The sequence below is a fragment of the Halomicrobium sp. HArcht1-1 genome (genome assembly GCF_058933285.1).
Map to the genome: position 1 here is coordinate 2,958,734 of NZ_JBZYDL010000001.1, position 25,956 is coordinate 2,984,689.

Annotated in this window: 29 protein-coding genes and 1 tRNA gene; 8 read left to right on the plus strand and 22 right to left on the minus strand. The window is 65.3% G+C overall.

All coding sequences use genetic code 11. The features are described from left to right. Positions 1 to 22: 22 nt before the first annotated feature. The gene (locus tag AC5FRZ_RS15490; RefSeq protein WP_170092748.1) at positions 23 to 973 is read right to left on the minus strand and encodes an aminopeptidase; all 951 of its coding nucleotides are present in this window, start codon (positions 971 to 973) and stop codon (positions 23 to 25) included. 123 nt (positions 974 to 1,096) lie between these two features. Here AC5FRZ_RS15490 and AC5FRZ_RS15495 point away from each other — a divergent pair, with 123 nt between their 5' ends. Then, positions 1,097 to 2,179 (plus strand): type II glyceraldehyde-3-phosphate dehydrogenase, encoded by a 1,083-nt coding sequence (locus tag AC5FRZ_RS15495; RefSeq protein WP_170092749.1) that lies wholly within the window; start codon positions 1,097 to 1,099, stop codon positions 2,177 to 2,179. Between the two features lie 75 nt (positions 2,180 to 2,254). Here AC5FRZ_RS15495 and AC5FRZ_RS15500 read toward each other — a convergent pair whose 3' ends face one another. The 9 genes from AC5FRZ_RS15500 to AC5FRZ_RS15540 form a co-directional block, all read right to left on the minus strand. Next, the gene (locus AC5FRZ_RS15500) at positions 2,255 to 2,743 is read right to left on the minus strand and encodes a metallophosphoesterase (RefSeq protein WP_170092750.1); all 489 of its coding nucleotides are present in this window, start codon (positions 2,741 to 2,743) and stop codon (positions 2,255 to 2,257) included. A gap of 114 nt (positions 2,744 to 2,857) precedes the next feature. Then, on the minus strand, positions 2,858 to 4,072 hold the full coding sequence (locus AC5FRZ_RS15505; protein WP_493565030.1) for a phosphoglycerate kinase: 1,215 nt from the start codon (positions 4,070 to 4,072) through the stop codon (positions 2,858 to 2,860). Positions 4,073 to 4,117: 45 nt separating this feature from the next. Then, on the minus strand, positions 4,118 to 4,948 hold the full coding sequence (locus AC5FRZ_RS15510; RefSeq protein WP_493565031.1) for a DUF8054 domain-containing protein: 831 nt from the start codon (positions 4,946 to 4,948) through the stop codon (positions 4,118 to 4,120). 225 nt (positions 4,949 to 5,173) lie between these two features. Then, positions 5,174 to 5,707, minus strand: a complete 534-nt coding sequence (locus AC5FRZ_RS15515) for a DUF7974 family protein (RefSeq protein ID WP_372480111.1) — start codon at positions 5,705 to 5,707, stop codon at positions 5,174 to 5,176. Between the two features lie 98 nt (positions 5,708 to 5,805). Further along, positions 5,806 to 7,149 (minus strand): oligopeptide/dipeptide ABC transporter ATP-binding protein, encoded by a 1,344-nt coding sequence (locus AC5FRZ_RS15520; protein ID WP_170092754.1) that lies wholly within the window; start codon positions 7,147 to 7,149, stop codon positions 5,806 to 5,808. Then, positions 7,133 to 8,200, minus strand: coding sequence for an ABC transporter ATP-binding protein (locus AC5FRZ_RS15525; RefSeq protein WP_493565032.1), 1,068 nt, complete (start codon positions 8,198 to 8,200; stop codon positions 7,133 to 7,135). Before AC5FRZ_RS15525 ends, AC5FRZ_RS15520 begins: the two co-directional genes overlap by 17 nt. Then, entirely contained in the window at positions 8,200 to 9,243 is a 1,044-nt protein-coding gene (locus AC5FRZ_RS15530; RefSeq protein ID WP_208627330.1) for an ABC transporter permease, read from the minus strand. The genes AC5FRZ_RS15525 and AC5FRZ_RS15530 overlap by 1 nt, the downstream gene beginning before the upstream one ends. A 2-nt stretch (positions 9,244 to 9,245) precedes the next feature. Then, the gene (locus tag AC5FRZ_RS15535; protein WP_493565033.1) at positions 9,246 to 10,202 is read right to left on the minus strand and encodes an ABC transporter permease; all 957 of its coding nucleotides are present in this window, start codon (positions 10,200 to 10,202) and stop codon (positions 9,246 to 9,248) included. Positions 10,203 to 10,214: 12 nt separating this feature from the next. Beyond that, positions 10,215 to 12,125 (minus strand): ABC transporter substrate-binding protein, encoded by a 1,911-nt coding sequence (locus AC5FRZ_RS15540; protein ID WP_493565034.1) that lies wholly within the window; start codon positions 12,123 to 12,125, stop codon positions 10,215 to 10,217. Positions 12,126 to 12,784: 659 nt separating this feature from the next. On the opposite strand from AC5FRZ_RS15540, the gene AC5FRZ_RS15545 reads away from it, so the two are divergent. The 3 genes from AC5FRZ_RS15545 to AC5FRZ_RS15555 all read left to right on the plus strand — a co-directional run bounded on the left by AC5FRZ_RS15545 (position 12,785) and on the right by AC5FRZ_RS15555 (position 16,183). Beyond that, positions 12,785 to 14,047: a DUF7405 family protein gene (locus AC5FRZ_RS15545; protein WP_493565035.1), complete on the plus strand. Its 1,263-nt coding sequence runs from the start codon at positions 12,785 to 12,787 to the stop codon at positions 14,045 to 14,047. Between the two features lie 54 nt (positions 14,048 to 14,101). After that, the gene (locus tag AC5FRZ_RS15550; RefSeq protein ID WP_493565036.1) at positions 14,102 to 15,154 is read left to right on the plus strand and encodes an iron transporter; all 1,053 of its coding nucleotides are present in this window, start codon (positions 14,102 to 14,104) and stop codon (positions 15,152 to 15,154) included. 177 nt (positions 15,155 to 15,331) lie between these two features. Further along, positions 15,332 to 16,183 carry a DUF8231 family protein gene (locus AC5FRZ_RS15555; protein WP_493565037.1) on the plus strand — a complete coding sequence of 284 codons (852 nt, stop codon included), beginning with the start codon at positions 15,332 to 15,334 and terminating at the stop codon, positions 16,181 to 16,183. A 112-nt stretch (positions 16,184 to 16,295) separates the two neighbouring features. Here AC5FRZ_RS15555 and AC5FRZ_RS15560 read toward each other — a convergent pair whose 3' ends face one another. The 4 genes from AC5FRZ_RS15560 to AC5FRZ_RS15575 all read right to left on the minus strand — a co-directional run bounded on the left by AC5FRZ_RS15560 (position 16,296) and on the right by AC5FRZ_RS15575 (position 18,391). Then, positions 16,296 to 16,508 carry a DUF8123 family protein gene (locus tag AC5FRZ_RS15560; protein ID WP_153554617.1) on the minus strand — a complete coding sequence of 71 codons (213 nt, stop codon included), beginning with the start codon at positions 16,506 to 16,508 and terminating at the stop codon, positions 16,296 to 16,298. Between the two features lie 345 nt (positions 16,509 to 16,853). Beyond that, positions 16,854 to 16,926 (minus strand) — tRNA-Lys (locus AC5FRZ_RS15565). Between the two features lie 40 nt (positions 16,927 to 16,966). Continuing rightward, positions 16,967 to 17,956: an NOG1 family protein gene (locus AC5FRZ_RS15570; protein ID WP_153554618.1), complete on the minus strand. Its 990-nt coding sequence runs from the start codon at positions 17,954 to 17,956 to the stop codon at positions 16,967 to 16,969. A 108-nt stretch (positions 17,957 to 18,064) separates the two neighbouring features. Then, a complete protein-coding gene (locus AC5FRZ_RS15575) occupies positions 18,065 to 18,391 on the minus strand; it encodes a DUF7344 domain-containing protein (RefSeq protein WP_493565038.1) in 327 nt (108 codons plus the stop codon). 157 nt (positions 18,392 to 18,548) lie between these two features. On the opposite strand from AC5FRZ_RS15575, the gene AC5FRZ_RS15580 reads away from it, so the two are divergent. Together AC5FRZ_RS15580 and AC5FRZ_RS15585 are read left to right on the plus strand one after the other, a co-directional pair. Continuing rightward, positions 18,549 to 18,866 (plus strand): ASCH domain-containing protein, encoded by a 318-nt coding sequence (locus tag AC5FRZ_RS15580; protein WP_170092761.1) that lies wholly within the window; start codon positions 18,549 to 18,551, stop codon positions 18,864 to 18,866. A 228-nt stretch (positions 18,867 to 19,094) separates the two neighbouring features. After that, the gene (locus AC5FRZ_RS15585; protein ID WP_153554621.1) at positions 19,095 to 19,418 is read left to right on the plus strand and encodes a DMT family transporter; all 324 of its coding nucleotides are present in this window, start codon (positions 19,095 to 19,097) and stop codon (positions 19,416 to 19,418) included. A gap of 28 nt (positions 19,419 to 19,446) precedes the next feature. Here AC5FRZ_RS15585 and hisE read toward each other — a convergent pair whose 3' ends face one another. From hisE to pdxT, 3 genes are read right to left on the minus strand one after another with little or no spacing between them, the layout of a single operon-like run. Further along, positions 19,447 to 19,746, minus strand: coding sequence for a phosphoribosyl-ATP diphosphatase (hisE, locus tag AC5FRZ_RS15590; protein WP_208627339.1), 300 nt, complete (start codon positions 19,744 to 19,746; stop codon positions 19,447 to 19,449). A 42-nt stretch (positions 19,747 to 19,788) separates the two neighbouring features. Beyond that, positions 19,789 to 19,986, minus strand: coding sequence for a hypothetical protein (locus tag AC5FRZ_RS15595; RefSeq protein ID WP_208627386.1), 198 nt, complete (start codon positions 19,984 to 19,986; stop codon positions 19,789 to 19,791). A 55-nt stretch (positions 19,987 to 20,041) separates the two neighbouring features. Next, on the minus strand, positions 20,042 to 20,635 hold the full coding sequence (pdxT, locus tag AC5FRZ_RS15600; protein ID WP_493565039.1) for a pyridoxal 5'-phosphate synthase glutaminase subunit PdxT: 594 nt from the start codon (positions 20,633 to 20,635) through the stop codon (positions 20,042 to 20,044). Between the two features lie 206 nt (positions 20,636 to 20,841). Between pdxT and AC5FRZ_RS15605 the strand changes: the two genes are divergently transcribed. Beyond that, complete coding sequence (locus AC5FRZ_RS15605; RefSeq protein WP_170092763.1) at positions 20,842 to 21,861, plus strand: PrsW family intramembrane metalloprotease; 1,020 nt, start codon at positions 20,842 to 20,844, stop codon at positions 21,859 to 21,861. Here the strand turns inward: AC5FRZ_RS15605 and AC5FRZ_RS15610 are convergent, their stop codons facing one another. Then, positions 21,862 to 22,449, minus strand: a complete 588-nt coding sequence (locus AC5FRZ_RS15610) for a riboflavin synthase (RefSeq protein ID WP_493565040.1) — start codon at positions 22,447 to 22,449, stop codon at positions 21,862 to 21,864. A 98-nt stretch (positions 22,450 to 22,547) separates the two neighbouring features. On the opposite strand from AC5FRZ_RS15610, the gene AC5FRZ_RS15615 reads away from it, so the two are divergent. Beyond that, positions 22,548 to 22,781, plus strand: coding sequence for a DUF7533 family protein (locus tag AC5FRZ_RS15615; protein ID WP_170092765.1), 234 nt, complete (start codon positions 22,548 to 22,550; stop codon positions 22,779 to 22,781). Positions 22,782 to 22,880: 99 nt separating this feature from the next. Here the strand turns inward: AC5FRZ_RS15615 and AC5FRZ_RS15620 are convergent, their stop codons facing one another. The 4 genes from AC5FRZ_RS15620 to AC5FRZ_RS15635 all read right to left on the minus strand — a co-directional run bounded on the left by AC5FRZ_RS15620 (position 22,881) and on the right by AC5FRZ_RS15635 (position 25,939). Next, positions 22,881 to 24,722, minus strand: coding sequence for a UvrD-helicase domain-containing protein (locus AC5FRZ_RS15620; RefSeq protein ID WP_493565041.1), 1,842 nt, complete (start codon positions 24,720 to 24,722; stop codon positions 22,881 to 22,883). 109 nt (positions 24,723 to 24,831) lie between these two features. Further along, positions 24,832 to 24,990 (minus strand): DUF7563 family protein, encoded by a 159-nt coding sequence (locus tag AC5FRZ_RS15625; protein WP_012808084.1) that lies wholly within the window; start codon positions 24,988 to 24,990, stop codon positions 24,832 to 24,834. A gap of 286 nt (positions 24,991 to 25,276) precedes the next feature. After that, complete coding sequence (locus AC5FRZ_RS15630; RefSeq protein WP_170092767.1) at positions 25,277 to 25,576, minus strand: DUF7521 family protein; 300 nt, start codon at positions 25,574 to 25,576, stop codon at positions 25,277 to 25,279. Positions 25,577 to 25,588: 12 nt separating this feature from the next. Beyond that, a complete protein-coding gene (locus tag AC5FRZ_RS15635; RefSeq protein ID WP_012808086.1) occupies positions 25,589 to 25,939 on the minus strand; it encodes an ArsR/SmtB family transcription factor in 351 nt (116 codons plus the stop codon). Positions 25,940 to 25,956: the final 17 nt, after the last annotated feature.

Here is a 25,956-nt window from a genome sequence, read left to right on the forward strand (position 1 = left end):
TCGCATGTCGCTTCGCTCCCGCTCACTCTGCGTGTGGCAGTTCCACTGCCACACCGTCAGCAAACACGGTCGGTTCTCGCAGAATGCCGTCGAGGTGGATCGGCGCGGTCGTGTCCCCGCCGATGGCGTGATCGTCGCCGATCGCGATGTGGACGGTGCCGCCGGCCTTCTCGTCGAGGAGCACCGAGCCAACGAGGTCCCGGACGGCGACGTTTGTCCCGATCCCGAGTTCGGCGAGGTTGTAGGCGGCGTCACCGACGGCTTCGGCGGCCTCCTCGATCTGCTGGCGGACGGCGTCGTCGCCGATCTCGGTGACGAGCCCGTCCTCGACGGTGAACTCCAGCAGTTCCCCCTCCAGTTGCCCGTGGGGCATCATCGTCCCGTCGACGACGAAGGTACCGTCGGCGGTCGTCGGGCTACAGAACACCTCGCCGGCCGGGAGATTCGACATCTCGCCGGGCTCGTGGACGATGCCGGTGTCGAGTTGCCACTCGCGGTCGCCCAGCCCGAAGGTGATGTCGGTCCCCTGGGGGGAGGTGACTCGGATCTCGTCGGCCCCCTCGACCTGTGCGAGGACGTCTCGACAGTGGCCCGCGATCGCCTCGTAGTCGGCGTCTAATCCCATCAGGAACACGCCTTCGGTGATGCCGGGGAGCGTCGCGACGCGGGCACCGGCCTCGTTGGCCTCGCTGCGGGCCTGCGTGTGGCTCAGGCTCTTGGTCGTCGGTGCGAGCACGACATCCGCGCCGGCCATCGCGGCGGCGACCGGTTCGGGTGGCTCCTCGCCGTGTTGCTCGCCCGGCGGGTACCGGAGGAAGACGGTGTCGTCGCTGATCTCGCTGGCGACGCGGTACAGCGCCTCGCCGATGGCCTTGCGCTTCTCGTCGGTGACGACGGCACAGGACTCCGTCGACTGGAGGTTCAGACACTGCTCGACCGCGGTTCTGGCCGGCTTTCGAAGCGACGAGTTCATGCACGGTAGTGGCCGCCCGACCCACCTAAAGGTACCCGGCCGCGAACAGGGTACTCCGAAGCGAGTACGTTTCTATCACTAACAATCATAAAGAATATGGTCGCCACCGGCGAACCTCCGTGTATGCTCCGCGTGGGCATCAACGGCTTTGGCACCATCGGAAAACGGGTCGCCGACGCCGTTCGTGCACAACCAGATATGACGGTCGCCGGGGTCGCCAAACGAACACCCGACTACGAGGCCGAGATCGCTCGTGATCGGGGCTACTCGCTTTTCGCCGCCGCAGAGACGACGCCGTTTACTGCGGCTGGAATCGACGTCGCAGGGCAGGTCCGCCAGCTCGTGGCTGCGAGCGACGTTGTCGTCGACGCGACGCCGGCCGGCGTCGGCGAGCGAAACCGTGCGCTGTACGAGGAGTTAGAGACGCCAGCGATCTACCAGGGCGGCGAAGACGCGAGCGTCGCGCCCGTCAGCTTCAACGCCAGGGCGAACTACGACGAGGCGGTCGGTGCCGACGCCGCCCGCGTCGTCTCGTGTAACACGACCGGGCTGTCACGCGTCCTGGCACCGCTGGAGGAACGCTACGGGATCGAGAAGGTGCGCGCGACGCTGGTCCGACGCGGCGGCGACCCCTCACAGACCGGGCGTGGACCGATCAACGACACGCTGCCCGACCCCGTTTCGATCCCCTCCCACCACGCACCGGACGTCAAGACGGTCTTCCCGGAGCTGTCGATCGACACCATGGGCATGAAGGTGCCCGCGACGCTGATGCACACCCACGCGATCAACCTCACGCTCCGGGCGACGCCCACCGCCGAGGACGTTCGCGAGCTACTGACCGCGGAGGGGCGACTGCTCGTGATCCCGGAACGGCTGGGCATCGACGGCGCGGGCAAGCTCAAAGAGTACACCCGCGACGCGGGCCGACCCCGCGGCGACGTGTGGGAGAACTGCATCTGGGCCGAGTCCCTGACCGTCGAGCCCCTGTCGGACGACCGTGCTGACTGCTACCTGTTCCAGGCGATCCACCAGGAGGCCGACGTGGTCCCCGAAAACGTCGACGCCATCCGGGCGATCGCCGGCCTCGCCGACGGCCCCGAGAGCGTCGAGCGCACCAACGAGGCCCTGGGGATCGGCTGCGGGCTCGCGGGGATAGAGCCCGACACGACTGTGCCGACCCGCGACGCCGCGAGCGACGACTGATACTGCCAGCAGTCACTTCGAGATTCGCCGCTGAGGTCGCAAAATTCGTTCACAGACTGACAGCCGGTCGTCCGCTCAGAGCCGGTGGAACTCGATCTCGCCCGACTCGGTGTCGAGGACGGCGACGTGGAGCGGTTCGGGTGCGGTCTCGATCGGGATGCCACCGGGGTTGATCCGGACGGTGCCCCCGTGTTCTTCGAGCACGCGCTCGTGGGTGTGGCCGTGCAGGACGTAGTCGTAGTTGCCACACTCGACCAGCGCGTCGACGATCGCGGGGCTGGTACCGTGGTAGACGGCCACCTCGACGCCGTCCAGGGTCAGCTCACCCATCTCACCGAGGTAAGTGCCGAACTCGTCGATCTGGGCGGCGAGTGCCCACTCGCCGTCGTTGTTCCCCCGGACCGCGTAGAAGTCGAACTCGTGCTCGAAGGGGGCAGCCGAGAACGGTGCGACGAAGTCACCGCAGTGGACGACGGCGTCGACGCCGACGGCGTCGAACTGCTCGATCGCTGCCGCGACGAGGTCCGTGTCGTCGTGAGTGTCCGAGACGATCCCAACGTGCATACACGATATGCTGGGCCGGGCGTGGAAATCGGTGTCGATCAGCCCGGCGCGGCGCTCACGCGGTCTGGCGTCCCGCCCCGGTAACGAGGGCGACGCGGTCGTCCGGACGGGTCGTCACTCCCGCTGGAGGACCTCGACGCCGATCAGCGAGGCCCCGGTGAGCGCGCGGATGTACGCCCCGCCCGCGATCGAGACGTGCCCGAAGTCGTCCTCGCTCATGCCGTACATCTCGATCGCTCGGGAGGTGTCGCCGCCACCGACCACCGAGAAGCAGTCGGTCTCGGCGATCGCTTCCAGCACCGACACGGTCCCGACGGAGAAGCGCTCTTCCTCGAAGACACCCAGCGCACCCTTCACGAAGACGGCCTCCGAGTCCCGGACCACGTCGGCGTAGTGCTCGGCCGTGTCCGTGCCCACGTCCATGAACGAGACCGTCTTCTCGTCGATGTCGGCTACGTCCATCTCGGTGCGGTCGCCGTCCTCGTCGGCGTAGGCCATGTCCGTCGCCAGCGTGATCTTCTCGCGGTTCTCTTCGAGGATCTGCTCGATCAGCTCGTGGTTGTCCTCCCACTGAGAGTCGTAGAGATCCAGGTCGGGATCGAGGTCGAAGCCCACGGGCGCGCCGTCGGCCCGCAGGAACAGTTCGCCCGCGATCCCGCCCAGCAGGAAGTCGTCGACCGTGTCGCCGAGGTGGTCCATCACGTCGATCACGTCGGTCGCCTTCGTCCCGCCGACGGCCATCGTCACCTGCCCGTCGAACTCCTTCTGTGCGATGGCGGTGTTTGCCTCGTACTCGGTCTCCATGACGCGGCCGGCGTATGCCGGGAGCACGAGCGGGAAGCCCACCAGCGAGGCGTGCGAGCGGTGGGCCGCCGAGTAGGCGTCGTTGACGTAGGCGTCGAACTCCGGGGCGAGCGTCCGGACGAACTCCGTCTCGGCCTTGACCTCGGGGTCTTCCTCGGGCAGTTCCTCGTCACACATCCGGGTGTTCTCCAGCAGGAGCACGTCGCCGCCTTCGAGGGCGTCGATGGCGGCCAGCGCGTCCTCGCCGAAGGTGTCGGCGACGAAGTCCACGTCCCCGCCGATGTGTCCGCTCAGGATGTCGGCGTGCTGTTCGAGCGAGACGAACGTGTCCCGGCCGGGACGGCCCTGGTGGGCCATCAGCACAGTCTCGAAGCCACGGTCCGCGAGTTCCCGAACCGTCTTCGCGTGGCGTTCGAACCGGCGGTTGTCCTGCACCGCGCCGTCCTCGACCGGCGAGTTCAGGTCGAGGCGGACGAGGACGCGCTGTCCGTCTGCGAGGTCGTCGAGCGTCTGGAACGCTGCCATACGCGAGGAGAGAGGCGTCCGGGAGAAAAAACCGCCCGATCCCTATTAGCGGGTGAGCTTCGCTTCGTGGTTCTCGTCGAGTTCGCGCAGTCGATCGCCACACGAGCCACACTCCGCGGCGATCACCTCGTGGAGCCCACAGCAGGACTCGACGGTGTCTGCCGTCGTCGTGATCTGGCCGCCACACGCGGGACAGTCGTCCCCGAGCGTGCGCAGTTCCTCGCGGATGGTCCCGCGCTGTTCGACCGGCACGTCGGCCCAGCGGTCGGTCCACGCTGCCATCGCCGCGTCGGTCGCCACGTCTGCGAGCAGCGCGGCCTCGCTCGGCCACTTGCGAATCCGGTTGTCGATCTCGATGGCCGGGTAGTCGCGGTCCGTCGTCGCGACCGAGTCGGGAGCGGCGTCGAACAGGGTCGCCAGCGTCGCCGGTTCCCGCAGCGAGTCCCGGTTGGCGTCGACGTGCTCGTCTCGCAGCGCCGCGAAGTCCTCGGTGAAGCGGTCGCCGTCGTCGCGGGTGACGACGCCCTCGTCGACGAGGAACTGTTCGGGCTCGACGGCGTTCTCGCGGTGGTACTCGATTTTCTCGATTATCTCCCACTCCTCGTCGTCCGCCTCGTGGTCGTCGAAGCGCGCACGGATCGACTCGGGGAGGTACCGCTTGGTCAGCGTCGGCGTCCCGGGGACGAGATAGCCACGCAGGTAGATCGACACCAGCGAGGCGACGAAGACCGCGACGCCGGCCGGCGGGACGACGACGCCGACGAGCGTGCTCACCACGGCAGCGATGACGACGTTGACGGCGGTACAGGGGACACAGCGGTTCTGACCGGTGTACTCCGGTCGGCGAACGCGCTCCACCACAGAGAACTCTGTCATAGAGGGGTTTGGTGGTCGGCCGTCAAAACTGGTCGGGCTCTCACTGCCGCGATGTTCAGATAAGAGAAGGAAACTGGAGAGAACGCACCGAAAGCCCTCGCGGTGCTCGACCACTCCGGGACTCGCTGCGCTCCAGTAGGTGCTTGCGTCGTCCGGGACGGATCGAGCCGAGGGCGTTCGGTGTTTGCAAGTCAGAAGGAGCAACGGCGTATCTGAACACTACCCTCACCGCACGAGTCGAACGACACACTCGTCGGCGAGAGGCCCACTCTCGTGACCGTCGACGTTGACGTGTGCGCCGAGGGCGTACTCGCCGGGGTCGGCCGGCTCCCACTCGCGCTCTGTCACCCGGAACCGTCCGCTCCACTCGCCGGCAAACTGCTTGCGTTCGCCCCGATCGAAGTGGAGTTTGCCGTCCTCGTCTGGCGGGTCGTACTGGTCGACGTGGGACGCTTCGGTGAGGCCGTCGACCGTCCAGGCCCACAGCACCGGCGACCGCGTCGTCAGCGTGATCGGGATCGGCAGCGCGTTTTTCATCGTCACGCGAAAGGGGATCGCACTCCCGAGTTCGTACTCGGTCTGGGGCGTCTCGATCGACAGCGAGATCGCCCGGCGGCGGATCGCCCTGGGGACGAGCCACCGGCTCAACAGGCTGCTGTTGACCGAGCGAGCCGACTGTGGTCGGTACTCGTCGTCATCGTCGTCCGGAGTAAAGGGGTCCACGTCGTCTGGCGGTCCCCCACCGAGCAGTCCGCGCATCGACTGTACGGCGGGTCGGAACGAGCAAAAACCTTGGCGTCCCGGCCGCGTCCAGTCGTCCCGACCGCGACGGTGCGATCACCGCGCGGACGGCGAGGTCAGTCGCCCGCGAGTTCGCCGTCGCGGAGGACGGCCGGTGGATCGGGATAGTCGTCCTCGTACAGCAGACAGGCGATCTGCTGGCCGTCGCCGGTGTGAGTCAACGGCGGGTCCCGTCGTTCACAGGGCGACTCGAAGGCCTCCGTCGCACGGCTGCGCGCGCCGTCCAGATCCGCCTGGGCCAGGTCGTCGACCAGGTCGGACAGCACCGACTCGACCTGGGAGTCCCCGACCTGCTCGGGGAGCCCGAACTCCTCGCGGACGAGCTGGTCCAGTTCGTCCCGGCCAGCGTCGTGCGGATCGGTGTCTTCGTCGGCCGGAATCGCCGTCAGAGACTCCAGGGAGTCGGTCTCGGAGAGCCGGATCTTCAGGTCCATGACGGCACGCCACACGGACTGGTCGAGATCGTACTCGTCTGGCTGGATCACCCGCGGACACCGCGTGTGGAACCGACAGCCGCTTGGCGGGTCGATCGGCGACGGGACGTTGCCCGACAGCAGCGTCTGGTCTGCCTCCCAGAGCGGGTCGGGCTCGGGAATCGCCGACAGCAGCGCTTCCGTGTAGGGGTGGTGTGGCGGGTTGAACACCGACTCGGTCGAACCGACTTCGGCGACCTCACCGAGGTACATCACCGCGATCCGATCCGAGATGTGTTCGACGACGCTGAGGTCGTGGGCGATGAAGACGTAGGAGAGGCCGAACTCCTCTTGGAGGTCTTCGAGCAGGTTCAGAATCTGGGCCTGGACGGACACGTCCAGTGCCGAGACGGGCTCGTCGCAGATGATGACCTCCGGATCGACCGCCAGTGCTCGCGCGATGCCGATACGCTGGCGCTGGCCCCCGGAGAACTCGTGGGGGTAACGGTTGGCGTGGCTGGGGTTGAGCCCGACCGTCTCGAGGAGTTCGTAGATCCGCTCCATGCGAGCGTCGCCGCTGGCGATGTCGTGGATGTCCAGTGGCTCGCCGATGATGTCGCCGACGGTCAGGCGCGGGTTCAGGCTCGAAAACGGGTCCTGGAAGATGTACTGGAGGTCGGTGCGCAGCGATCGCAGCTTGGAGTTCGAGACCTCGGTGAGGTCGATCTCCTGTTCGCCGTCGTGGTAGTACACCGACCCCTCGGTGGGTTCGACGAGCTGGAGCATCGAGCGGCCGAGCGTCGTCTTCCCGCAGCCACTCTCACCGACGACACCCAGCGTCTCGCCGGCTTCGAGTTCGAGATCGACGCCGTCGACGGCTCTGACCAGCTGTGGCTCGCCGAGCAGTCGGTCGACGAAGCCCTCGTCGCTCTCGTAGTACTTCGTGAGCCCCTCGGTTCGGAGGATCGTTCTACTCACGCTGATCACCCGGTGTGATCTGTGGCTCCTCGCCGTCGACTTCGACGGTGTAGTCCAGCCCGCCGGTCAGATCGCCTGTGTACTCCAGGCAGGCGGCGGCGTGTTCGTCCGGGTCGCCGCTGGCCTCGTGACCGGTCTCGGGATCGACCAGCACCGGGTCTTTGCGGGTGCAGGCCTCCTCCGCGTACGGACAACGGGGGTGGAAGCTACAGCCCGTGGGAACGTCGACGAGGTCCGGCATCGTACCGGGAATCGTCTGGAGGCGCTCTCGGGTGTCCCCGATCCGGGGAATCGAGCTCATCAGCCCGACCGAGTAGGGGTGTTTCGGGTCGTAGTACAGCTCCTCGACCGGTGCCTTCTCGACCGGGCGACCGCCGTACATCACCATCACGCGATCGCACACCTGTGCGATCACGCCGAGGTCGTGCGTGATCAGCTGGATCGACGTGTCGAACTCGTCGGCGAGGTCCTCGAGCTGGTCGAGGATCTTCGCCTCGATGGTCACGTCCAGGGCGGTCGTGGGCTCGTCGGCGATCAACAGGTCGGGATCGCAGGACAGCGCCATCGCGATCACCGCTCGCTGTTGCATCCCGCCGGAGAACTCGTGGGGATAGTCCGAGTAGCGCGCTTCCGCCTCGGGGATCCCGACCTCGTCGAGGAGGCGGATCGTCCGCTCCTTTGCCTCCTGCTCGCCGTAGTCGAGGTGGTGTCTGATCACCTCGGAGATCTGTTCGCCGACGGTGTAGACGGGGTTGAGTGCGGTCTGGGCGTCCTGGAAGATCATGGCGATCTCGTTGCCCCGGATCGACCGGACGCGTTCTTCGCTCATCTCCAGGAGGTCCTCGCCTTTGAACAGGATCTCGCCGCTCTCGATCTGGCCGGGGTCCTCGATCAGGCGCATCAGCGACATGGCGGTGACGCTCTTGCCGGCACCGCTCTCGCCGACGACGCCGAACTTCTCGCCGCGTTCGATCGTGTACGAGAGGTCGTCGACGGCCCTGACGACCCCCTCTTCCGTGTAGAAGTTCACGGTGAGGTCGTTGATCTCGACGAGGGACATCAGTTACCACCTCCCTGTTCGACGTCGACGTTGCTCTGGGCGTCCAGCGCGTCGTTGACGCCGTCACCGATCATGTTCATCGCCATCACGAAGATGAAGATGGCTCCACCGGGGAAGACCGTCGCCCACCACGGGATCGAACCGCCCGGCCCCTGGATGAGCGTCTCGCGGGTCGCGTCGAGCATCGTCCCCCACTCGGGGGTGCCCGGCGGGAAGCCGAGACCGAGGAAGCCAAGCGCCGCCACGCCGATGACGACGGTCCCGATCGACAGCGACGCCTGGACGATCAGGGGCGCGATGGCGTTGGGAACGATGTGTCTGAAGATCACCGACCGGTCACGGGCACCGAGTGCCTGTGCAGCCGTGACGTACTGGTTTTGCTTGACCGAGAGGATCTCACCGCGTATCAGTCGTGCGTAGCCGGCCCAGCCGGGGAAGGCGAAGGCCGCGACCAGTTGCCAGTAGCCACCACCCAGGATGGCGATGATCACCAGCGCCAACACGAGCGCCGGGAAGGCAAAGACCGTGTCGACGATCCGCATCATGACCTCGTCGACCCAGCCGCCGTAGTAGCCCGCAACGGCACCGTAGACGAGCCCGAAACCGGCGGTGATAAAGACCACGACGAAGCCGATCGAGATGCTCGCGCGGCCGCCGACCAACACACGGGAGAACATGTCGCGACCCGAGGCGTCGGTCCCCATCGGGTGGGCCAGCGACGGCGGGTCGTACGCCTCGACGTTCAAACCGGGTTCGAGGAAGAGACTCTTCTGCGGCTCGAAGGGTGCGAGCGAGATCGGCTGGACGGTGATGCCGGCGATCTCGACCGGCCGCGCGAACGTCGTCAACACCACCATGATCGCGACGACCGAGAGGCCGATCATCGCCGTCCGATTGCTCTTGAACTGCCGCCAGGCGCGGTGCCAGCGCCCCTCCGTTCCGCCACCCGTTCCACCTGCTGTCCAGTCGGACAGTGGCTCCCGTTCGGTCACCTGTTCCGTGTCGAAACCGCTGATCTGTATCCGTCCTCGTTGCGTAGACATAGTTAGTCGTATCTGATCCGTGGGTCCAGCATCGCGTAGACGATGTCTGCGAGTAGGTTCGCGAGCACGAGTGCGACGCCGGTAAACAGCGTGATCGCCAGGATGAGATTGACCTCGCGGGAGGTGATCGCCTGGACGAACTCTCGGCCCAGTCCGGGCCAGCTGAAGACGACCTCGACGACGACCGAGCCAGCGACGATGTTGGCGGTCAGGAACGCCGCGACCGTCGTCACCGAGATCAGAGAGTTACGCAGAACGTGCTTGAGGATCACCGTTCGCTCGGGGAGCCCCTTCGCGCGCGCGGCAGTGACGTACTCCTTGTTGAGCTCCTCGGCCATCGACGAGCGCATGATCCGCATCAGCGTCGAGGCAGAGGCGGTCCCGATCGTGATGCCGGGCATCACGAGGAACCACAGCGTGTCCAGACTCAACAGTCCCTTCCGCGGGGGCAAGACCGGCCAGATGTTGAACACCAGCGCACCGAACAGGATCAGCATCAGGCCGAGCCAGAAGTTCGGGATCGAGATGCCCGAGAGGGCGATGAAGCGACTCACGTGGTCGCCCAGCTCGTCCTTGTTGACGGCCGCGTAGATCCCCGTCGGGATGGCGATGACCAGTGCGAACACCCATCCGAACAGCCCGAGCACGATCGTTTCGGGCAGTCGGTTCATGATGACGTCGTTGACGCTGACACCTGAGCGGGTGATGACCGGACCGAGATCGCCCTGTAGCACGTTCCCCATCCAGCGCAGATACTGCTCCCAGACCGGGAGGTTGTATCCGTAACGTTCGCGCAACGCCGCCTCTTCGCCCGGACCGACATCCGGGTTGAACGACACCAGCACGTCGATCGGGTCGCCCGGCGTGAGATGTACCATGCCGAACGTGACGATCGAGACACCGAACAGTATCGGGATCGTCAGCAGTACTCGTTTGACGATGAAACGTCGAAGGCCCATACGTTGTCCTCGTTATCTGCTGAGGTACGTAATCTGTTCGTCCTGTGGGGCGAACAGTCCGTATCCGATGACGTCCTGCGTGCTCGGATACGTGTTGAACCCGTTGACGGCGGTGTCGTCGACGACACCGACGAGCGTACTGTGCGTGCCGTAGGAGTTGGCGCTGAGTTCGAGGACGCGCTCCCAGACCTCGTTGTACCGTTCCTGTCTGAGTTCGGGGTCCTGGGCCACGTCGACGCCGTATCGGGCGTCGCGCAACAGCTGGCTCAGGTCGTCGTCGTCGATGTTCTGGAAGTTACAACACTGGGCGAAGTTGTCCTGAGAGTGGACGGACTTCGCGTAACCGTGTGGGTTGAATCCGCCCGAGAGTCCGATGAAGGCGAACTTGCCGTCGTCGAAGTACTCCTCGCTCAGGAGCTGTCCGATGAAGTCGAGGAACTCGTAGGTCTCCAGCGAGGCCTCGAAGTACTCCGACTGGTTGAGCGACTGCTGGATCAGTTCGACGGTACGAACGCGGTCGTCGTTGTCGGAGTTGGTCTCCAGTTGGATCTCGATGGGAGTCTCCCAGCCGTTGTCGTCGATCGCTTCTTCGATGAGTTCCGTCGCGCGTTCGCGGTCGAGTTCGTTGTACTCGCGGCCGTCTTCGACGAGTTGCTCGTAGTCGTCGGTCCCAGTCGAGGCGGCGACCGGCGGCAGCGGCGTCCAGGCCGGACTTTCCCACCCAGAGAAGACGCTCTGGGCGATCGTCTCACGCGGGATGAGGTGGTTGATCGCCTGTCGGATCCGCTTGTCGGTGAAGGGTTCGACCGTGACGGGGTGCTGGAGGAACGTGTAGCCGGCACCGTCGGTCGGGGCCGTCCGGAAGTCTTCGGAGCTCTGGTAGTCGTTGAGCGTACTCGCGGTCAGCCCGTAGCTCATGTCGATCTCGCCTTCCTGGAGGGCAGCGGACCGGGAGGCGTCCTCCGAGACGAACGCTATGTCGACCTCGTCGACGACCGGGCCGTTCGGGAACTCCGAGGGACCCTCGAACCAGTCTTTCATCTCGGTGTCGAACCAGTAGTCGTCGAACGCGGTGAACACGGCGTACTCGCCTTCCTGGAACTCGTCGAGTTCGAACATCCCGGTCCCCATCGGGGTGTTGCCCTGTCGGGGGTCCATCTCCTCGGGCGGGAGCGTCGCCGACTCGGAGGGGTAGATGGGTGCGTCGCCGAGTTCCAGCACCGCGGCCGCGTCGGGTTCCTGCACGTAGAGGTGGACGGTGTAATCGCCGTCGGCCTGGATGTCCAGCATCGAGTCGTAGTACTGGCCCGACAGCGTCGAGTTTCGAATCCGCTCGTAGGACTCGACGACGTTGTCGGCGGTCATCTCGTTGCCGTTGTGGAACGTGACACCCTCGTGGAGGTCGAACCGGAAGTGCATCCCGTAGGTGCCATCATCGACGGCGTCGCCCGCTTCTTCGACGGTCAGGACGCGGGCGTCGTCCCCGGAGGCGGGATCGTTGTCCGGGTGTTCGAGGACGATCTGTGCGTCCGTATCGATGACCATCCCGCCGTCTTCGGTCTCGGTGTAGGGGACGGTGGTCATGTAGTCGGCGTAGTCGGCCGGCGACGCCTCCTGTACGTCGACCTGTTCGTAGGACTCGGCGAGCCACGGATAGATGTCGCCGCTCGCGCTGGTCGTCACCATCCCCTCGAAGATGAGGTTGTGGAGGATCGAAGCCGTAGCGGAGCTGCTGTACGCGAAGTCGAACGTGTCCGGACCGCTCCCGATCGCGGCTCTGAACGTCCCACCTTCTTCGATCTCCGATGGATCGACCGTGACGCGGTCCTGGACGGGATCGACGCCGCCGTCGCCGCCGTCACCACCGTCGCCGCCGTCACCACCGCCGCCACCGAGCTGATCCGAACAGCCCGAAAGTGACATTGCAGTGAGGGCAGCTGCGCTCTGGAGGACCTTACGACGCGAAAAACCGGGCAAATTATCGTCCAAATTTAATTTCGACATGTCTGAATCACCAGTGAAAGCCTACCCCACCATCACAGTGATCATCAAAAAGGGTTGTGGCGTTGTCTCACGTATCGTACCAACACACGATAAATAATCGTATTTTTCTCCGTAATAATATGGTGAACAACAAATGTGCTTGTACCCGATCAGGTTAACGGTGATCAGAACCCCACTGCGACAACAACCTCACTGTGGTTTGAGATGTCACTCCATCGGTTCGACCGTCTGGTGCCAGTGGGCCGATCCTGTCGAGGAAGATCGGGACAGGCACCAGAGAGCGACGGCGAGATCGCGTCTTCGCGGGAGATCGATCGTTAAGAGATACCCCGTTTCGTTTAACGACTCAGTTCTCCTCCACGTGAACGAGTGGCAGGGTGCACACGACTGACGGCCATCGTGTCGCGGGATTCGCTCCGCCGCGCTAATACTGCCGGCTGTAAGTCTGTGAATGATTTCGCCACCCCGGGGTGGCGAAGATCGTCACGAAGTTACAGCCGGCAGTATAACGGCCGACCGAGAAGACGACGACAATCCGTATCAGAAGGATATTTGCCGCGGCGTGCCTAGGACCGCCGATGCAACCCACCCAGCGCGGTGTCTCACGGCGCGAGTTCGTCAAGGCGGCCGTGGCCATCGGCGGGTCGGCCGCGCTGTCGGCCTGTCTCGAACGAGAGTCCCCGGATCTGGCGACCGGAGATCCCTCGTCGGTCCCCGACCGCCAGCACGCCTGGAACGAGGCGTTGCCACGAGACGACCACGGAAACGTCCGAATCCCACGTCACCACGCCCTCTTGCTCGTCGAGTACAGTGAGACCGGCGTCCCCGACGACGACGCACGCGAGACGGTCGAAGCGGCGTTCCGCTCGCTCGAACGGGCCTACCCGTGGAGCAACGAGGGACTGCTCTTTACCGCGGGCTATGCCCCCGCGTACTTCGACCGATACGACGCCGACCTCGACGGCGTCGCGCTGCCAGCGCCCACGGCACTGGCCCCGTTCGAAGACCCGGAACTCGACGAACCAGACGCGGTGATACACCTCGCCAGCGACTACGGAAGCGTCGTCCTGGGGGCCGAACAGGCCCTGATGGGCGAACGCTCGACGCTCAACGGCGTCGACGTATCCGGCTTCGGCGAGGTCTTCGACCGCGTGGACAAGCGGACCGGGTTCGTCGGCGACGGACTCCCCGCGGAGCACCAGGACGTGGACGGGATTCCGGACGACGAGCCCGTCGACGAGGACGCACCGCTGTTCATGGGCTTCGAGTCCGGCTTCGAGAAGAACCAGGCCAGCGAGAGCGGCGTCACGATCGAGAGCGGCCCCTTCGCCGGTGGGACGACCCAGCACCTCTCGAAGATCCGGCTCCACCTCGACCAGTGGTACAATCAGGACAGTCGCTCCCAGCGCGTCGCGAAGATGTTCTGCCCGGCCCACGCGGAGGACGACCGCGTCGAGGGCGTCGGCGAGAACCTCGGCGACGACAATCAGGTCGGCGACTGCGTCGACGACATCGAGGCCGACGCTGGCAGCCACGGGATCGTCGGTCACGCCCAGAAGAGCGCCCGCGCACGCGACGAGAACGATACGCCCGTCCTGTTGCGCCGGGACTTCGACTCGACCGACGACGGCGCGGCCGGCGTCCACTTCCTCTCGCTGCAGTCGTCGATCGCGGACTTCGTCGCGACGCGAGCGGCGATGAACGGCAGCGACGTGAGCGAGGAGTCGAGCGTCGGGACGCGACTCAACAACGGGATCCTCCAGTACATGACCGTCCTGCGCCGGGGCAACTACCTCGTCCCGCCGCGCTCGTCGCGTGCGCTGCCACGGCCCAGCCCGTAGCGTCTTCGACGGTCAGACCACATCGCTATAGAGGGACCAGTGCCAAGCGCCGGTATGGACAGATCGCAGTACACGCGTCGATCGCTCCTCGGTGGCGTCGCCGGGCTCGGTGCGACCGCGATGGCCGGCTGTTCGGGACTCCTCGAAAGCCAGGCCGTCGGCGAGCCCCCAGTCGTCGAGGAACGACCCAACGCAGTCTACTACCCCACACACGTCGAGGGGATGGAGATGATCGGTATGACCGACGCGGGCGACCGTCGGATCGGACTGATGTACTCCTACGCCCACCGGTTCTGGACGATGGACGTGGGCGACACCGCACGCGTCTCCGCCGGTGACGCCGACGCCCACCTGATGGCGAGCGTCTGGGATCCCGACACCGGACAGGTGTTGCCCGTCCGGAGCGGGCTCTCGGTCACGATCGAACGGGACAGCCAGACGGTCGACGAGCGCACCCCCTGGACCATGCTCTCACAGAACATGGGCTTTCACTACGGCGACAACGTCTCGCTCGACGGGGACGGCACCTACACCGTCACGGTCGAGGCTGGGGGACTCGGGATCGACCGCCTCGGCGCGTTCGCGGATCGCTTCGCAGAGCCGGTCACCGCCGAGTTCGAGTGGGAGTTCAGCCGGGGCCGGCGCAACGAGATCAGCTTCCAGCAACTGGATGGGGCCGGCGACCCCGGCGCACTCGAACCGATGGAGATGAAGATGCCTCTCTCGGTCGCGCCCGCTCGCGAGGACCTTCCGGGACGGATCGTCGGAACCGGCGAGACCGGCGACGCGACCCTCGTCGTCGCAGTGACCGACCGCGGCGGTGAGCCGTATCTCGCCGTCGCCCCCCGGACGCCGTACAACCGCTACGTCCTGCCGGCGATGTCGCTGTCCGCGACGCTCACCCGCGAGGGCGAGGCGGTCCTGGACGACTCGCTGTCGGCCGCGATCGATCCCGAACTCGGCTATCACTACGGGACCACAGTCGACGGCGTCGAATCCGGCGACGAGCTGACGATCGCCGTCGATTCGGTCCCGCAGGTCGCTCGCCACGAGGGCTACGAGACCGCATTCCTCTCGATGCCCGACGTGGAGCTGCCCGTCGAGTGATACTGCCGGCTGTACATCTGTGACCGATTTCGCCACCCCGGGTGGCGAAGCTCTCCACGAAGCGACAGCCAGCAGTATGAGCCACGACCGCCGAGCGCGGTCCACCCGCCGTTCACGACCGCTGTGGTGCGCGTGGAAAAGAAATCGTTATAGGTCGCGGCTTCCGACCGTCGAAGTATGCAACGACGAGCCGCGGCGATTTACTTCGTGTTCTTCCTCGTCGTCGGTGCGGGGGCGTATGCCTACATCGGCGTCGCCGAGCAGACCAGCCAGCCACAGTACGACCTCGACGGAACGATGGTCGAGAGCAACGAGACGGTCGCGATCGGCGAGACCGAGTACACGCTCAGCGGGATCCATCGCGAAGGTGGGAGCCACGGCAGTGGCGGCGAACTGGTCTCGGAGCTGACCTGGACCAACGACTCCTACGTCGGCACGGGATCGATCTCGCACAACTCGACGACGGAGTATCAAAACGAGAGCTACCGCGTCCTCATCGCCAACGAGACCGGCGTCTCCGAGTTCACGCTGGAGGCCCAGCAGAACGTCAGCGCAATCTTGCAGGCCGACCCCGCGGTCGAGAACACGACCGCGACGCGTGACGGGACCGAGTACGTCGTCTACCAGAACAACGACACCATCCAGCCACTCGCGGAGTACCTGCCCGAACCCGAGCGCCAGACAGTCTCCGAGGGCGAGACCTTCCCGTACGAGGGCAACGACGCGACCGTCGCCAACGTCACCACCAGCGAGGTCCGCCTCGAATGGGACAGCTCCGAGGAGAACACCGTCGAGCTCACCGAGGGTGGGAACGTCACGCTCGCCAACGGCCAGCAGTACTTCGCCAACTACCACGGCGAGGAGTCCGTCTCGGTGGTCCCGGCCAGTCAGTACAGCGAGTACGTCCAGACGAACAACGAACTCGATAGCTTCCAGACGCGGCTCAACGGTCTGTGGGGAATCGCGATCATCAGCGGACTCGCCGCGCTGACCGTCCTCTCGACCGCGTACCTGCCCGTCCGGGGCTAACACGTCCGGCCGTCACTCTTTCGTGAGCGCCACTCTGCGGGTATCGAACGCCGCTACAGGCGGATCGCCGCCAGTGTGAACAGTCGCCGCCAGAAACCGCTTCTCGCTCGCGTTACCGCCCGTTCCAGCTGAGCGACGCCAGCGCCACGCCCAGCGCGATCGTCGCCACGACTCCCAGCATCTGTAGCACCGACACCATCAGACTCCCGTTGGTCGTCCAGGGCGTGCCCGCGACAGTTCCGAGTCCGATCAACACGAGCACCACGCCCGTGCCGATCCCGAGCGGTTCCGCGAGGTCGTCGAATCGCTCCGTGAGTGCGTTCATACTCGCCACCTCGGCACTGACCGTGGTAAATCTCGTGGTTCTCGCACGCGCCGTCGAATCGCCGACCCGGAGACACCGCTCGGCGTGTTACTCGCAGCGAACTGCGACGGGAGAGTCGAACCGAAGGAGGACGGTCACCTCGCCACGCGCGGCGCTGCGACTTCCGGGGTCCCAGTCCCTAGATGGCGCATTTGCTGCTCGCGGAGTGCTCGCAGCAAAATACTACGGGCCGGGAGGGACTTGAACCAAAGGAAGAAATGCTCACTCGCTTCGCTCGTTGCGCGTTTCTTCCAGGGTTCAAGCCCACGTGGCCGCTTCGCTCCTCACGTCCGTTCGTCGCAGAAGCGGGCCGGGAGGGACTTGAACCCCCGACCGTCTGGTTAAAAGCCAGACGCTCTGCCAACTGAGCTACCGGCCCTCGAATTGGTGTGGGGGCAGCGAGGGCTAAGGGCTTACGATTACTCGTCGTCGAAGGGGAGTTCGATTTCGTAGCCGACGGCCTCGATAGCGGCGTCGAGTACGCCGTCGACGTTGTCTTCTTCGGTGACGCTCATGTAGTGGTCGGCCTCGACATCGCGGGTGAGATCCGCCTTGTTCGCGATCGTCAGGACGGGCGCGTCGAAGCGGTCTTCGAGCGCGTCGCGCAGTTCCAGCTGGACCGCGATCGGGTAGCCACAGTTGCCGCTGGGGTCGAGGAAGACGAGCACGGCGTCGGCGAGGTGTTCGACGGCGCTGACGGCCTGAGACTCGATGTCGTTGCGCTCGGCCTCGGGGCGGTCGAGGAGCCCCGGCGTGTCCACGAGCTGGTAGCGGATGCGGTCGCGTTCGACGTGGCCGACGCGGATCTGTGTCGTCGTGAAGGGGTAGCTGGCGGTCTCGTTGCGGGCGTTCGTGACGAGGTTGACGAACGACGACTTGCCGACGTTGGGGTAGCCGGCGACGACGATGGTCGGTTCGTCGGGGCGGATATCAGGCAGCGTCTTCAGGGCGTCGCGGGCGGCGGAGATGCCGGCGAGGTCGTCTTCGACTTCCTCGACGATGTCCGCCATCCGGGCGAACGCCTGCTTGCGGAGCTTGCGGGCGGTGTCGGCGTCGCCGGTCATCCGGCCCTGGTACTCGCTGTGGATGTCCTTGGCCTTGCGAGAGGCCCACTGGACCTCCGAGAGGTGCTGGCGCAGGGCGTCGATTCCGCCCTCGCCCTCGACGTTGCTCGTGATGATCGCGTCGGCGAGTTCGACGTAGAACGGATCGAGCGTGTCGATGTCGGGCCACGCGGTGACGACGTTCTGCAGGTTGTCCGAGACGATGTTCGACGCCGTCTGGAGCATCGACTGCTGGCCCTCGATCCCGGTTTTCGCCTTGCCGGCGCGGGCAGCCCGAGAGAAGGCCTTGTCGATGACTTCCTCGGCGGTCGGCGTCGTCGGAAGATCCTCGAAGGGATGGCTCATTGGACCGGGATACACGGCCTGCGCGTAAAAGCACGTTCGTTCGAGCGCGCGTCTCGAAAGCGTCGGTGCCCAGCGCCGTCGAATCCCGGCGTCGGGCCGAAGCCAGGGCTACTGTTCCGTGAGCAAGTCACAGTGTCGCTGGAGAGACGACGGCAACTCCTCGGCGTGCTCGTGGAACAGGTCGACGAGCGCGGCCGCCTCCGCGAACCGCGGCCCGCGTCTGGCACGCAGTGGCTCTCGGTCCCACTCGATCAGATCGGCCTCGGCCAGCGTCGGCAAGTGCAAGTGTACGAGTTGCCGGTGTAGCAGGTCCCGGTCGCGTTGTGGCGGCGACGAGTGTGCAGCCTCGGGGAGCGCCAGCGTCTCGTCGGCCCGCGCGTCGGCCAGCGCGACGACGAGCCGTCGGCGTGGCTCGGCCGCGAGTGCCCGAAACATCGTATCCCACCGTTCGGTCGACCGTCGGCCATCGACGGGCCCCGTCATAGTTGCGCGGGAGTTGTAATCCAATCCACAAAAAATTTCTGAAGGAGAACTGTCACGAATTGTCGTTCGTTTCGACGTCGCTTTTGTATCGCGTGGAACAACGACGGGTATGGCCGAGATCGACGCCGGAGAGATCCTCCCCAACGAGCACGTCCAGCAGATGGCCGCCGACGGGACGGTCACACAGATGCACCGCGGTCACGCCTACGCCAGCGAGGGCGACACCTTCGTGATCGACGGCCAGCGCTTCGAAGTGACCGACGTGACCCACCGGACGCTGGGGGACCTGACCGACGAGGACGCACGGCGCGAGGGGTCGGAGGACCTCGAAGCCTACAAGCGACGCCTCGAACGCGTCCACGACGAGTTCGAGTGGGACCCCGAGAGCGACGTGGTGTGCCATCGGTTCGAACCCGTCGGAGAATAGGGTGGTGCCGACCACAGGGAGGGACCACCGTGATGCCGAGCGGGGAGCACAGCGACCCGCGAGGAGTAGCGAGGAGCAGCCCGAACGAAGTGAGGGCTGGTCCTCGGAACAGACGAACGGCGACCGTCGGGAGCCGTGAAGTAGGGTGGTGCCGACCACAGGGCAGCCCTCTCCATACCGAACGCAAGCAGAACTCATAGCCCGGAGCGCCGTCTACGTCGAAGCGAGATGTCGTGGTACACACTGGTGCTGGCGGGACTGTTCGAGATCGGGTGGGCGATCGGGCTCGAATACTCCGACGGGCTCTCGAAGCCGGTGCCGACGGTCGCCACCGGGATCGCGCTCGTGATCAGTATGGTCCTGCTGGCGCGTGCCGTCGAGGACCTCCCCATCGGCACCGCCTACGCCGTCTGGACGGGCATCGGAGCCGTCGGGACGGCCTCGCTGGGGATCGTCCTCTTCGACGAACCGGCTACCCTGCTCAGGCTGGGGTTCGTCGGCCTGATCGTCGTCGGCATCGTCGGCCTCAACCTCGTCTCGGGCGGCCACTGATCGCCGATCGCAGGCGGCTGCGAGCGCGCTATCGCCGCTGGGCCAGTTCGTCCCGCAGGTCTTCGACGTCCATACCGTTCATCGCCAGCACCACCAGCAGGTGATAGACGATATCGGCGCTCTCGTGGGCGATCTCCTCGTGGTCGTCGTCCTTGGCCGCCAGGATCAGTTCCGTCGTCTCCTCGCCCAGTTTTTCGAGGACGGCGTTCTCGCCTTTCTCGTGGGTGAACAGCGAGGCCGTGTAGGAGTCTTCGGGCAGGTCGGCTTTGCGCTGCTCGATGACGCTGAACAGTTCGTCGAGAATCTCGTCGGCGTCGGCCTCGGTCATACGTCACTGGGCGTGGCGGTGGGCCTTGAGCGCATCGCTCCATCACTCCGCTCGTTGGTCGTTCATGACGTAGTAGTACCCCGAGAGCGCACCGTAGTACAGGAGGCCGGCGATGATCGGGAACAATACGAACGAAAACCAGTGGTTCGGGAGCAGGTCTCCAAAAAGTACTGCCGAGGTCATCAACGAAGCAAAAAACAGGACGACGCTCGTGCCGAGAGAGGGGGTTTCAGCCGCCACGGGATGAGTGTACCGAGGTAGGTGTCAAAAATACGTCGGATCGAAGGGTCGCCACCTACACCTCAACGGTCTCGAAGAACGCCAGATCGTGAATCCGGGGGTCCTCGGTCAGTTCGGGGTGGAAGGAGGTCCCGACGACGGGGCCCTGTTTGACCGCGACCGGACGGCCGTCCCACTCGGCCAGCACCTCGACGCCCTCGCTCACGTCGTCGATGACGGGTGCGCGGATGAACACCGCGGGGAAGGGGTCGTCGAGCCCGCGCACGTCCAGTGGGGCCTCGAAGCTGTCCGTCTGGCGGCCGAAGGCGTTGCGCTCGACGGTCACGTCGAGCAGGTCCAGCGCGTCGACGCGGTCGTCCTGGGGGTCCGTCGAGGCGACGATCAGGCCGGCACAGGTCGCCAGCACGGGCTTGCCAGCGTCGACGTGGGTCTGTATCTCGGCGGCGATCCCCTCGTCGTGGAGCAGGCGGGAGATCGTCGTCGACTCCCCGCCCGGCAGCAGCAACACGTCACACTCCGGGACGGTGCCCGAGTGGCGGATATCGTGGATCTCGGCGTCCTCGCCGTGGGCCCGCGCGGCCCGCTCGATGGCGGTCGCGTGCTCGGAAACGTCGCCCTGGACGGCGATCACGCCAGCGGTCAGCGTCATGCCCGCCCGTAGGCGATTGGGGGCGAAAAAGCTCTCGTTGTCGTGAGCGAGCGAACACACCGGCAGACTCGCCTCGCTCGACTCCCGACCGTTCGCTCGCTTCACTCGCGAACACCCGAAAGGACGAGGTTCGATCAGGGAAGGGCCGTTCGTCCAGACACCCTGACTGACCAACGCTTAGGTGCAGGGATTCCCTTACCGGAGACATGGGAGACAGACGCCGCGATCCGGTGTCGATCCGCGACGACGGGTCACAGGACCTCTACGACGTTTCAGAGTGGGAAGTCAGGTCGTGGCTCGATCGCGTCGCGTGGTTCTGTTACGCCGCGCTGGTGTACTCGCTGCGCGGATTCGTCGTCCTCGCGGCGATCGCAATCTTGCTCTCGCAGTTCCTCGTGGGCGGTCTCGGCGCGCTGGCGAATCCGGTACTCGGCGTGTTCACCGTGCTGTCTGCGATCCCGGCGCTGGCACTGGCTGCCTACGCCTGGTACACCGACGTGACGACCAAAGAGCCACTGGCGTTGCTCGTCGCGACGTTCGCGCTCGGAGTGTTGTTCGCCAGTTTCGCCGGTGTCGCCAACAGTGGCCTCGGCCCCGCAGTCCAGGGGATCGGGTCGGGCTTTCTGGCGTCGATCGTCGGTACCGTCCTCTTCTACTTCCTCGTCGTCGGCCCGGTCGAGGAGGGCGTCAAGCTGCTGTCGGTGCGGCTGGTCGCCTACCGGAGCGACCGCTTCGACGCCGTCATCGACGGGGCGGTGTACGGTGCAGTCGCCGGACTGGGCTTCGCGACGATCGAGAACGCGCTGTACATCACCCAGAACGCCGACGCTGGCGTGACCGTCGCCAACGCCGTCATGGAGGCCGGTTCGATCACGTTCCTGCGCTCGCTGGCCGGTCCGGGCCACGTGATCTACTCGGCGTTCGCCGGCTACTACCTCGGACTGGCGAAGTTCAACCGCGAACACGCCGGCCCGATCGTCATCAAGGGACTCATCGTCGCGTCGCTGATCCACGCCACCTACAACACGCTGGTCGGCGTCGTCCCGGCCGTCGTCTCGGTGCTCACCGGTGTCTCGCCGCTGCTTGCCTTCCTCGGGTTCGTCCTCGTCTACGACGGCGTGTTCGGGGCGTTGCTGTTGCGCAAGTTCAACGCCTACGAACGGGCCTACGAGCGGGCACACGCGAACGAGGTGCCCGATCCGGAGCTGACGGAGTTCGATCCCTGATCACACCATCCGCTCGACGTACTTCGCGACCACGTCGACTTCGAGGTGGACGGCGTCGCCGGAAGACTTCTCGGAGAGCGTCGTCACGTCGTAGGTCGTCGGGATGATCGCCACGGCGAAAGAATCCTCGCGGCGGTCGGCGACGGTGAGACTGATGCCGTCGACGGTGATCGAGCCCTTCTCGACGACGTAGCGCTCGACGTCGGCGGGCAGCGAGAAGGTAAAGCGCCAGTCGCCGTCCTCGCCGCCGACCCGCTCGATCGCTTCGACAGTCGCCGTCGCGTCGACGTGGCCCTGCACGATGTGGCCGTCGAAGCGCCCGTCGGCTGGCATCGCGCGTTCGAGGTTCAGCGTGTCGCCCGCAGCGACGGCGTCGAAGAAGGTGCGGTCGATCGTCTCCTCGGCCAGGAACACGGAGAACCACTCGCCCGGTTCGAACTCCTCGACGGTGAGACACGCGCCGCTGACGCTGATCGACTGCCCGTGCGAGAGGTCCGCGAAGTCGGTGCCGATCCGCAGCCGGCGGCCGTCCGCCGTGTCCTCGACTGCCCGCACTTCGCCCGTCGCCTCGACGATTCCCGTGAACATACCACTGCTTGGCACAGTCGTCACAAGAGAGTTATGGATAACGAAGATGGAACGAGCGTGACGAACGGCTTTTGCCAGACGGTCGCGTACGCTGGCCCATGCCACGCGGGATTCTGGAGCTGGTCGGCCTCGCCGGCTCGGTGCTGTTCGCCTCGTCGGTCGGGCTGTTCGGCCTCCAGACGCTCACGGACGGCGACACCCTCGCCGGACTGGGCTATCTGGCCGTCGCGGCGCTGATGGTGTTCGTCCCCTACTACGTGACGACGCCGGACGACGTGGCGACCGGTGCCGCCGAGCGGGCAGTCGGGTGGGTCGTACGAGACGACGACTAGACGTCTGTCTGCCAGTCGGCCGGCGATGTCGGGAAAATCGAGACGACGAGCGGTCGACGATGCCCTCGTGTCGCCGGAGTGTCTCAGAGACCGAAATCGTCAGGGCGTCGGCAGCGGTTCCTGGGCTTCGAGGAGGAGTTCTTCGGGCGAGTCGGGCTGGGGTTCGTTCTCCAGGATCACGTCGATGGGGAGCGTCGGTGCGCCGTCGACGAGGTTCTCCATCAGGACGAGTCGCTCGCGGGCACGACTCATGCCGACGTAGAACACGCGCCGTTCGTTGTCGGTCAGGGTCGGGATCGGATCGGTGTGTTTGGTGAACTCCTCGTCACCCGGCACGTGGCGGTCGTTTTGCTCGACCTGTGCGGCCATCTGCTCGACGACCTTCTCGGTGAGGTCGGTGCCGACGAACACGTGGTCGGCCTCGCGACCCTTGGCGGAGTGGATCGTCCCGAGACGGACCTGGTCGGCGTCCATGCCGGCGTACTCCCCGTGGAAGTAGGCCTCGACGGTCCGTTCCTGGAAGTTGGTCACTTTCCGGAGCATGTCGGCGGCGGCCCGCGGGTCCGGTGCGAACGGTGCGTGTTCGCGGATCACGTCCGGATCGATCTCGATGTCCGCCAGGTCGTCTTCCTCGCTGGCGTCTGCGATCTCGTCGAGTTCGTCGAACAGGTCGTCGCGGTCGCCGGTCCCGAAAGCGGAGTCGGCGAGCATGTCCGCGAGCCGGCGACCCTCCAGCACGGAGAGGGGTTCGTCGGCGTCGAGCGCCTCGACACCGCGGACGTACTCGGTGAGTCGGTCGGTCCACATCCGCTGGTCGGTCAGGCAGGTGAAGGGGATCCCCTCGCCGATGAACTCGTCCATGAACTGGAACATCTGGTACCGTGCCCGAAAGAGGATCATCACGGTCCCCTCGTCGTCGTCGACGGTCCGGCGGATCTCGCGGACCAGATCGAGCATCGAGGGGTTCAACATCGGTAACACCTCGCCGCCCTCCTTGCGCGGGTTGAGGTCTTTCTCCTGGCGCTTCTCGATGTGGCGCACCTCGCGGTTGACCACGTTGAGAATCGAGGAGGGCAGTCGGTAGGAGTTGGGCAGGATCTCGTCGACGTCGACGTCTTCCTCCAGCAACAGATCGGGGTCGGCACCCTGCCAGGCGTAGACGACCTGGTCGTCGTCGCCCGCGATGAGGATCTTCGTCATCCGGGGTTTCCACTCCTCGTACACGTCGTACTGGAGGGTGGTGATGTCCTGAAACTCGTCGATGATGAGGTACTCGACGTTGGGCAGCAGCGATCGCTGCTTGACCCGTTCGAGCATGTCTGCGAAGCCGGTGAGGTCGTTGTCGCCCTTGTAGGTGCGCCAGGCGCGGATCGCTTCGGGCACGTCTAGCCGGTCGTCGTCACCGGGCCAGGTCGGCGTGTACTTGTTGCCCGTCTGGGCGTTGTCGTCGATCTCGGGCGGGAGCCTGACTTCCTCCTCGTCCCACTTGAAGGGCACGTCGTACCAGTCGGCCACGTCCCGGCGAGTGCGCTGGAGCCACTGGCTCGTGGCGATGACCTTGTTCCCGAGCGTCGTCGAGCGGGCCGACCGACGGCGAGAGCCTTCGTACTCGTCTTCGAACTCCAGCCCGAAGTCGTCACAGAACGCCTCCTTGTCGGACTCGCCGACCACGTCGCCCCGAGAGAGGTCGAGCAGTTCGTACGCCTTCGCGTGCATCGTACAGACGTTGCCCTTCAGGGAACGGGGGTTGATGTCGAGTCGTTCGGCCAGTCGCTCGCGGATCTCGGCGGCGGCCGCACGCGTGTACGAGACGACCAGAATGTCGCGAACGTCGGCGTCGTCCTCGGACAGCAGTTCTTCGACGCGGTCGAGCAGCGCCGTCGTCTTCCCGCTCCCCGGACCGCCGAACAGCCGAACCACCTGCGGGGTCGTGTCAGTCATTGCACACAGAAACGAGCCGCTCACTCATAAACGACGTGCTTTCTACGGGTGGGTGTTCGGCGTCGCTGACGACGCGACAAGACAGATCGGAGACGACAACGAAGGCGTCCTACGAGTGTCGGGGAGACCGTGCCTCCCGTACGTCTGCGCCGTCACGGATCATGTCCTCGCAGTCGGGACAGACCCGCGGGTCGGTGTCTTCTTGAGGTGTGAACACGCGTACGTAGTCTTTGGTCACGAACGAACCGCAGTTCTGGCACTTTGGCATGGGCTCTCTCCCAATCTAACCCATACTGGTTATCGCTAATATAAGTATCGCCGATTTACATAATGATCGTTCCAGTCGTGGCAGCCACACACTGCTCACACGGCCGGGGCGACCGCGACGCGACCACTCTCTCCGTACGAGACTCGGACTGTGCTTCATACTGCCGGCTGTCACTTCGTGAGGATCTTCGCCATCCCGGGGTGGCGAAATCGTTCACAGATGTACAGCCGGTAGTATCACTGTGGACGCCGTCGTCGGAAGGATCGCACACAGACAGCCGGCACCGTCACCGGTACAGAGAGAGATACAGCATGCTGAAGCCGATGATGAAGGGGATCGTCTCCGCGAACTGGAAGAACAGGCGAGTTGCCTCCCCGGCGTCGCCGACGCTGAGCTGGGTGATGACGCTCGAAACCGCGACTCCCATGCTGATGAACGCGAAGCCGACGAAAGCCGCCTGGAGCCGTTCGGAGGGACGCTTTCGGTAAGCCTGGAAGCTGATCAGAGTGATCCCCAGCGTCAGGCCGAACACGACCATCCGTAACAGTGCCAGCAATCCACTCGCGATCACGACGCCGTCGACCATCCTACCTACCACCTAGTCGGGGTTGAGTTCGTCCCAGAGCTGACTGAAGCGGTCTGGGAGGTTCTCTTCGCGGTAGATCCGGACCTTGTACTCGTCGTCTTCCAGCGAGATGACCGTCGACTCGAAGTTCGACTCGTACACCTTGTAGTGGTTCCCGTCGTCGGCCACGAGTGTGCGAGCCGTCACCAGTTCGTACTCGGTGAGCATCTCGATGCGGCGATACACCGTCGGCAGCGACATATCGCACTCCTCGGCGAGTTCCTTCGCCGACTGGGACTCGCGACTGATCGCGGCCAACACCTGCCTGGCGTGCTGGTCGCCGATCGTGTCGAGGATCTCTTCGATGCTCTTCTCGTCGTTCACTACCGGAATGCTTCTCC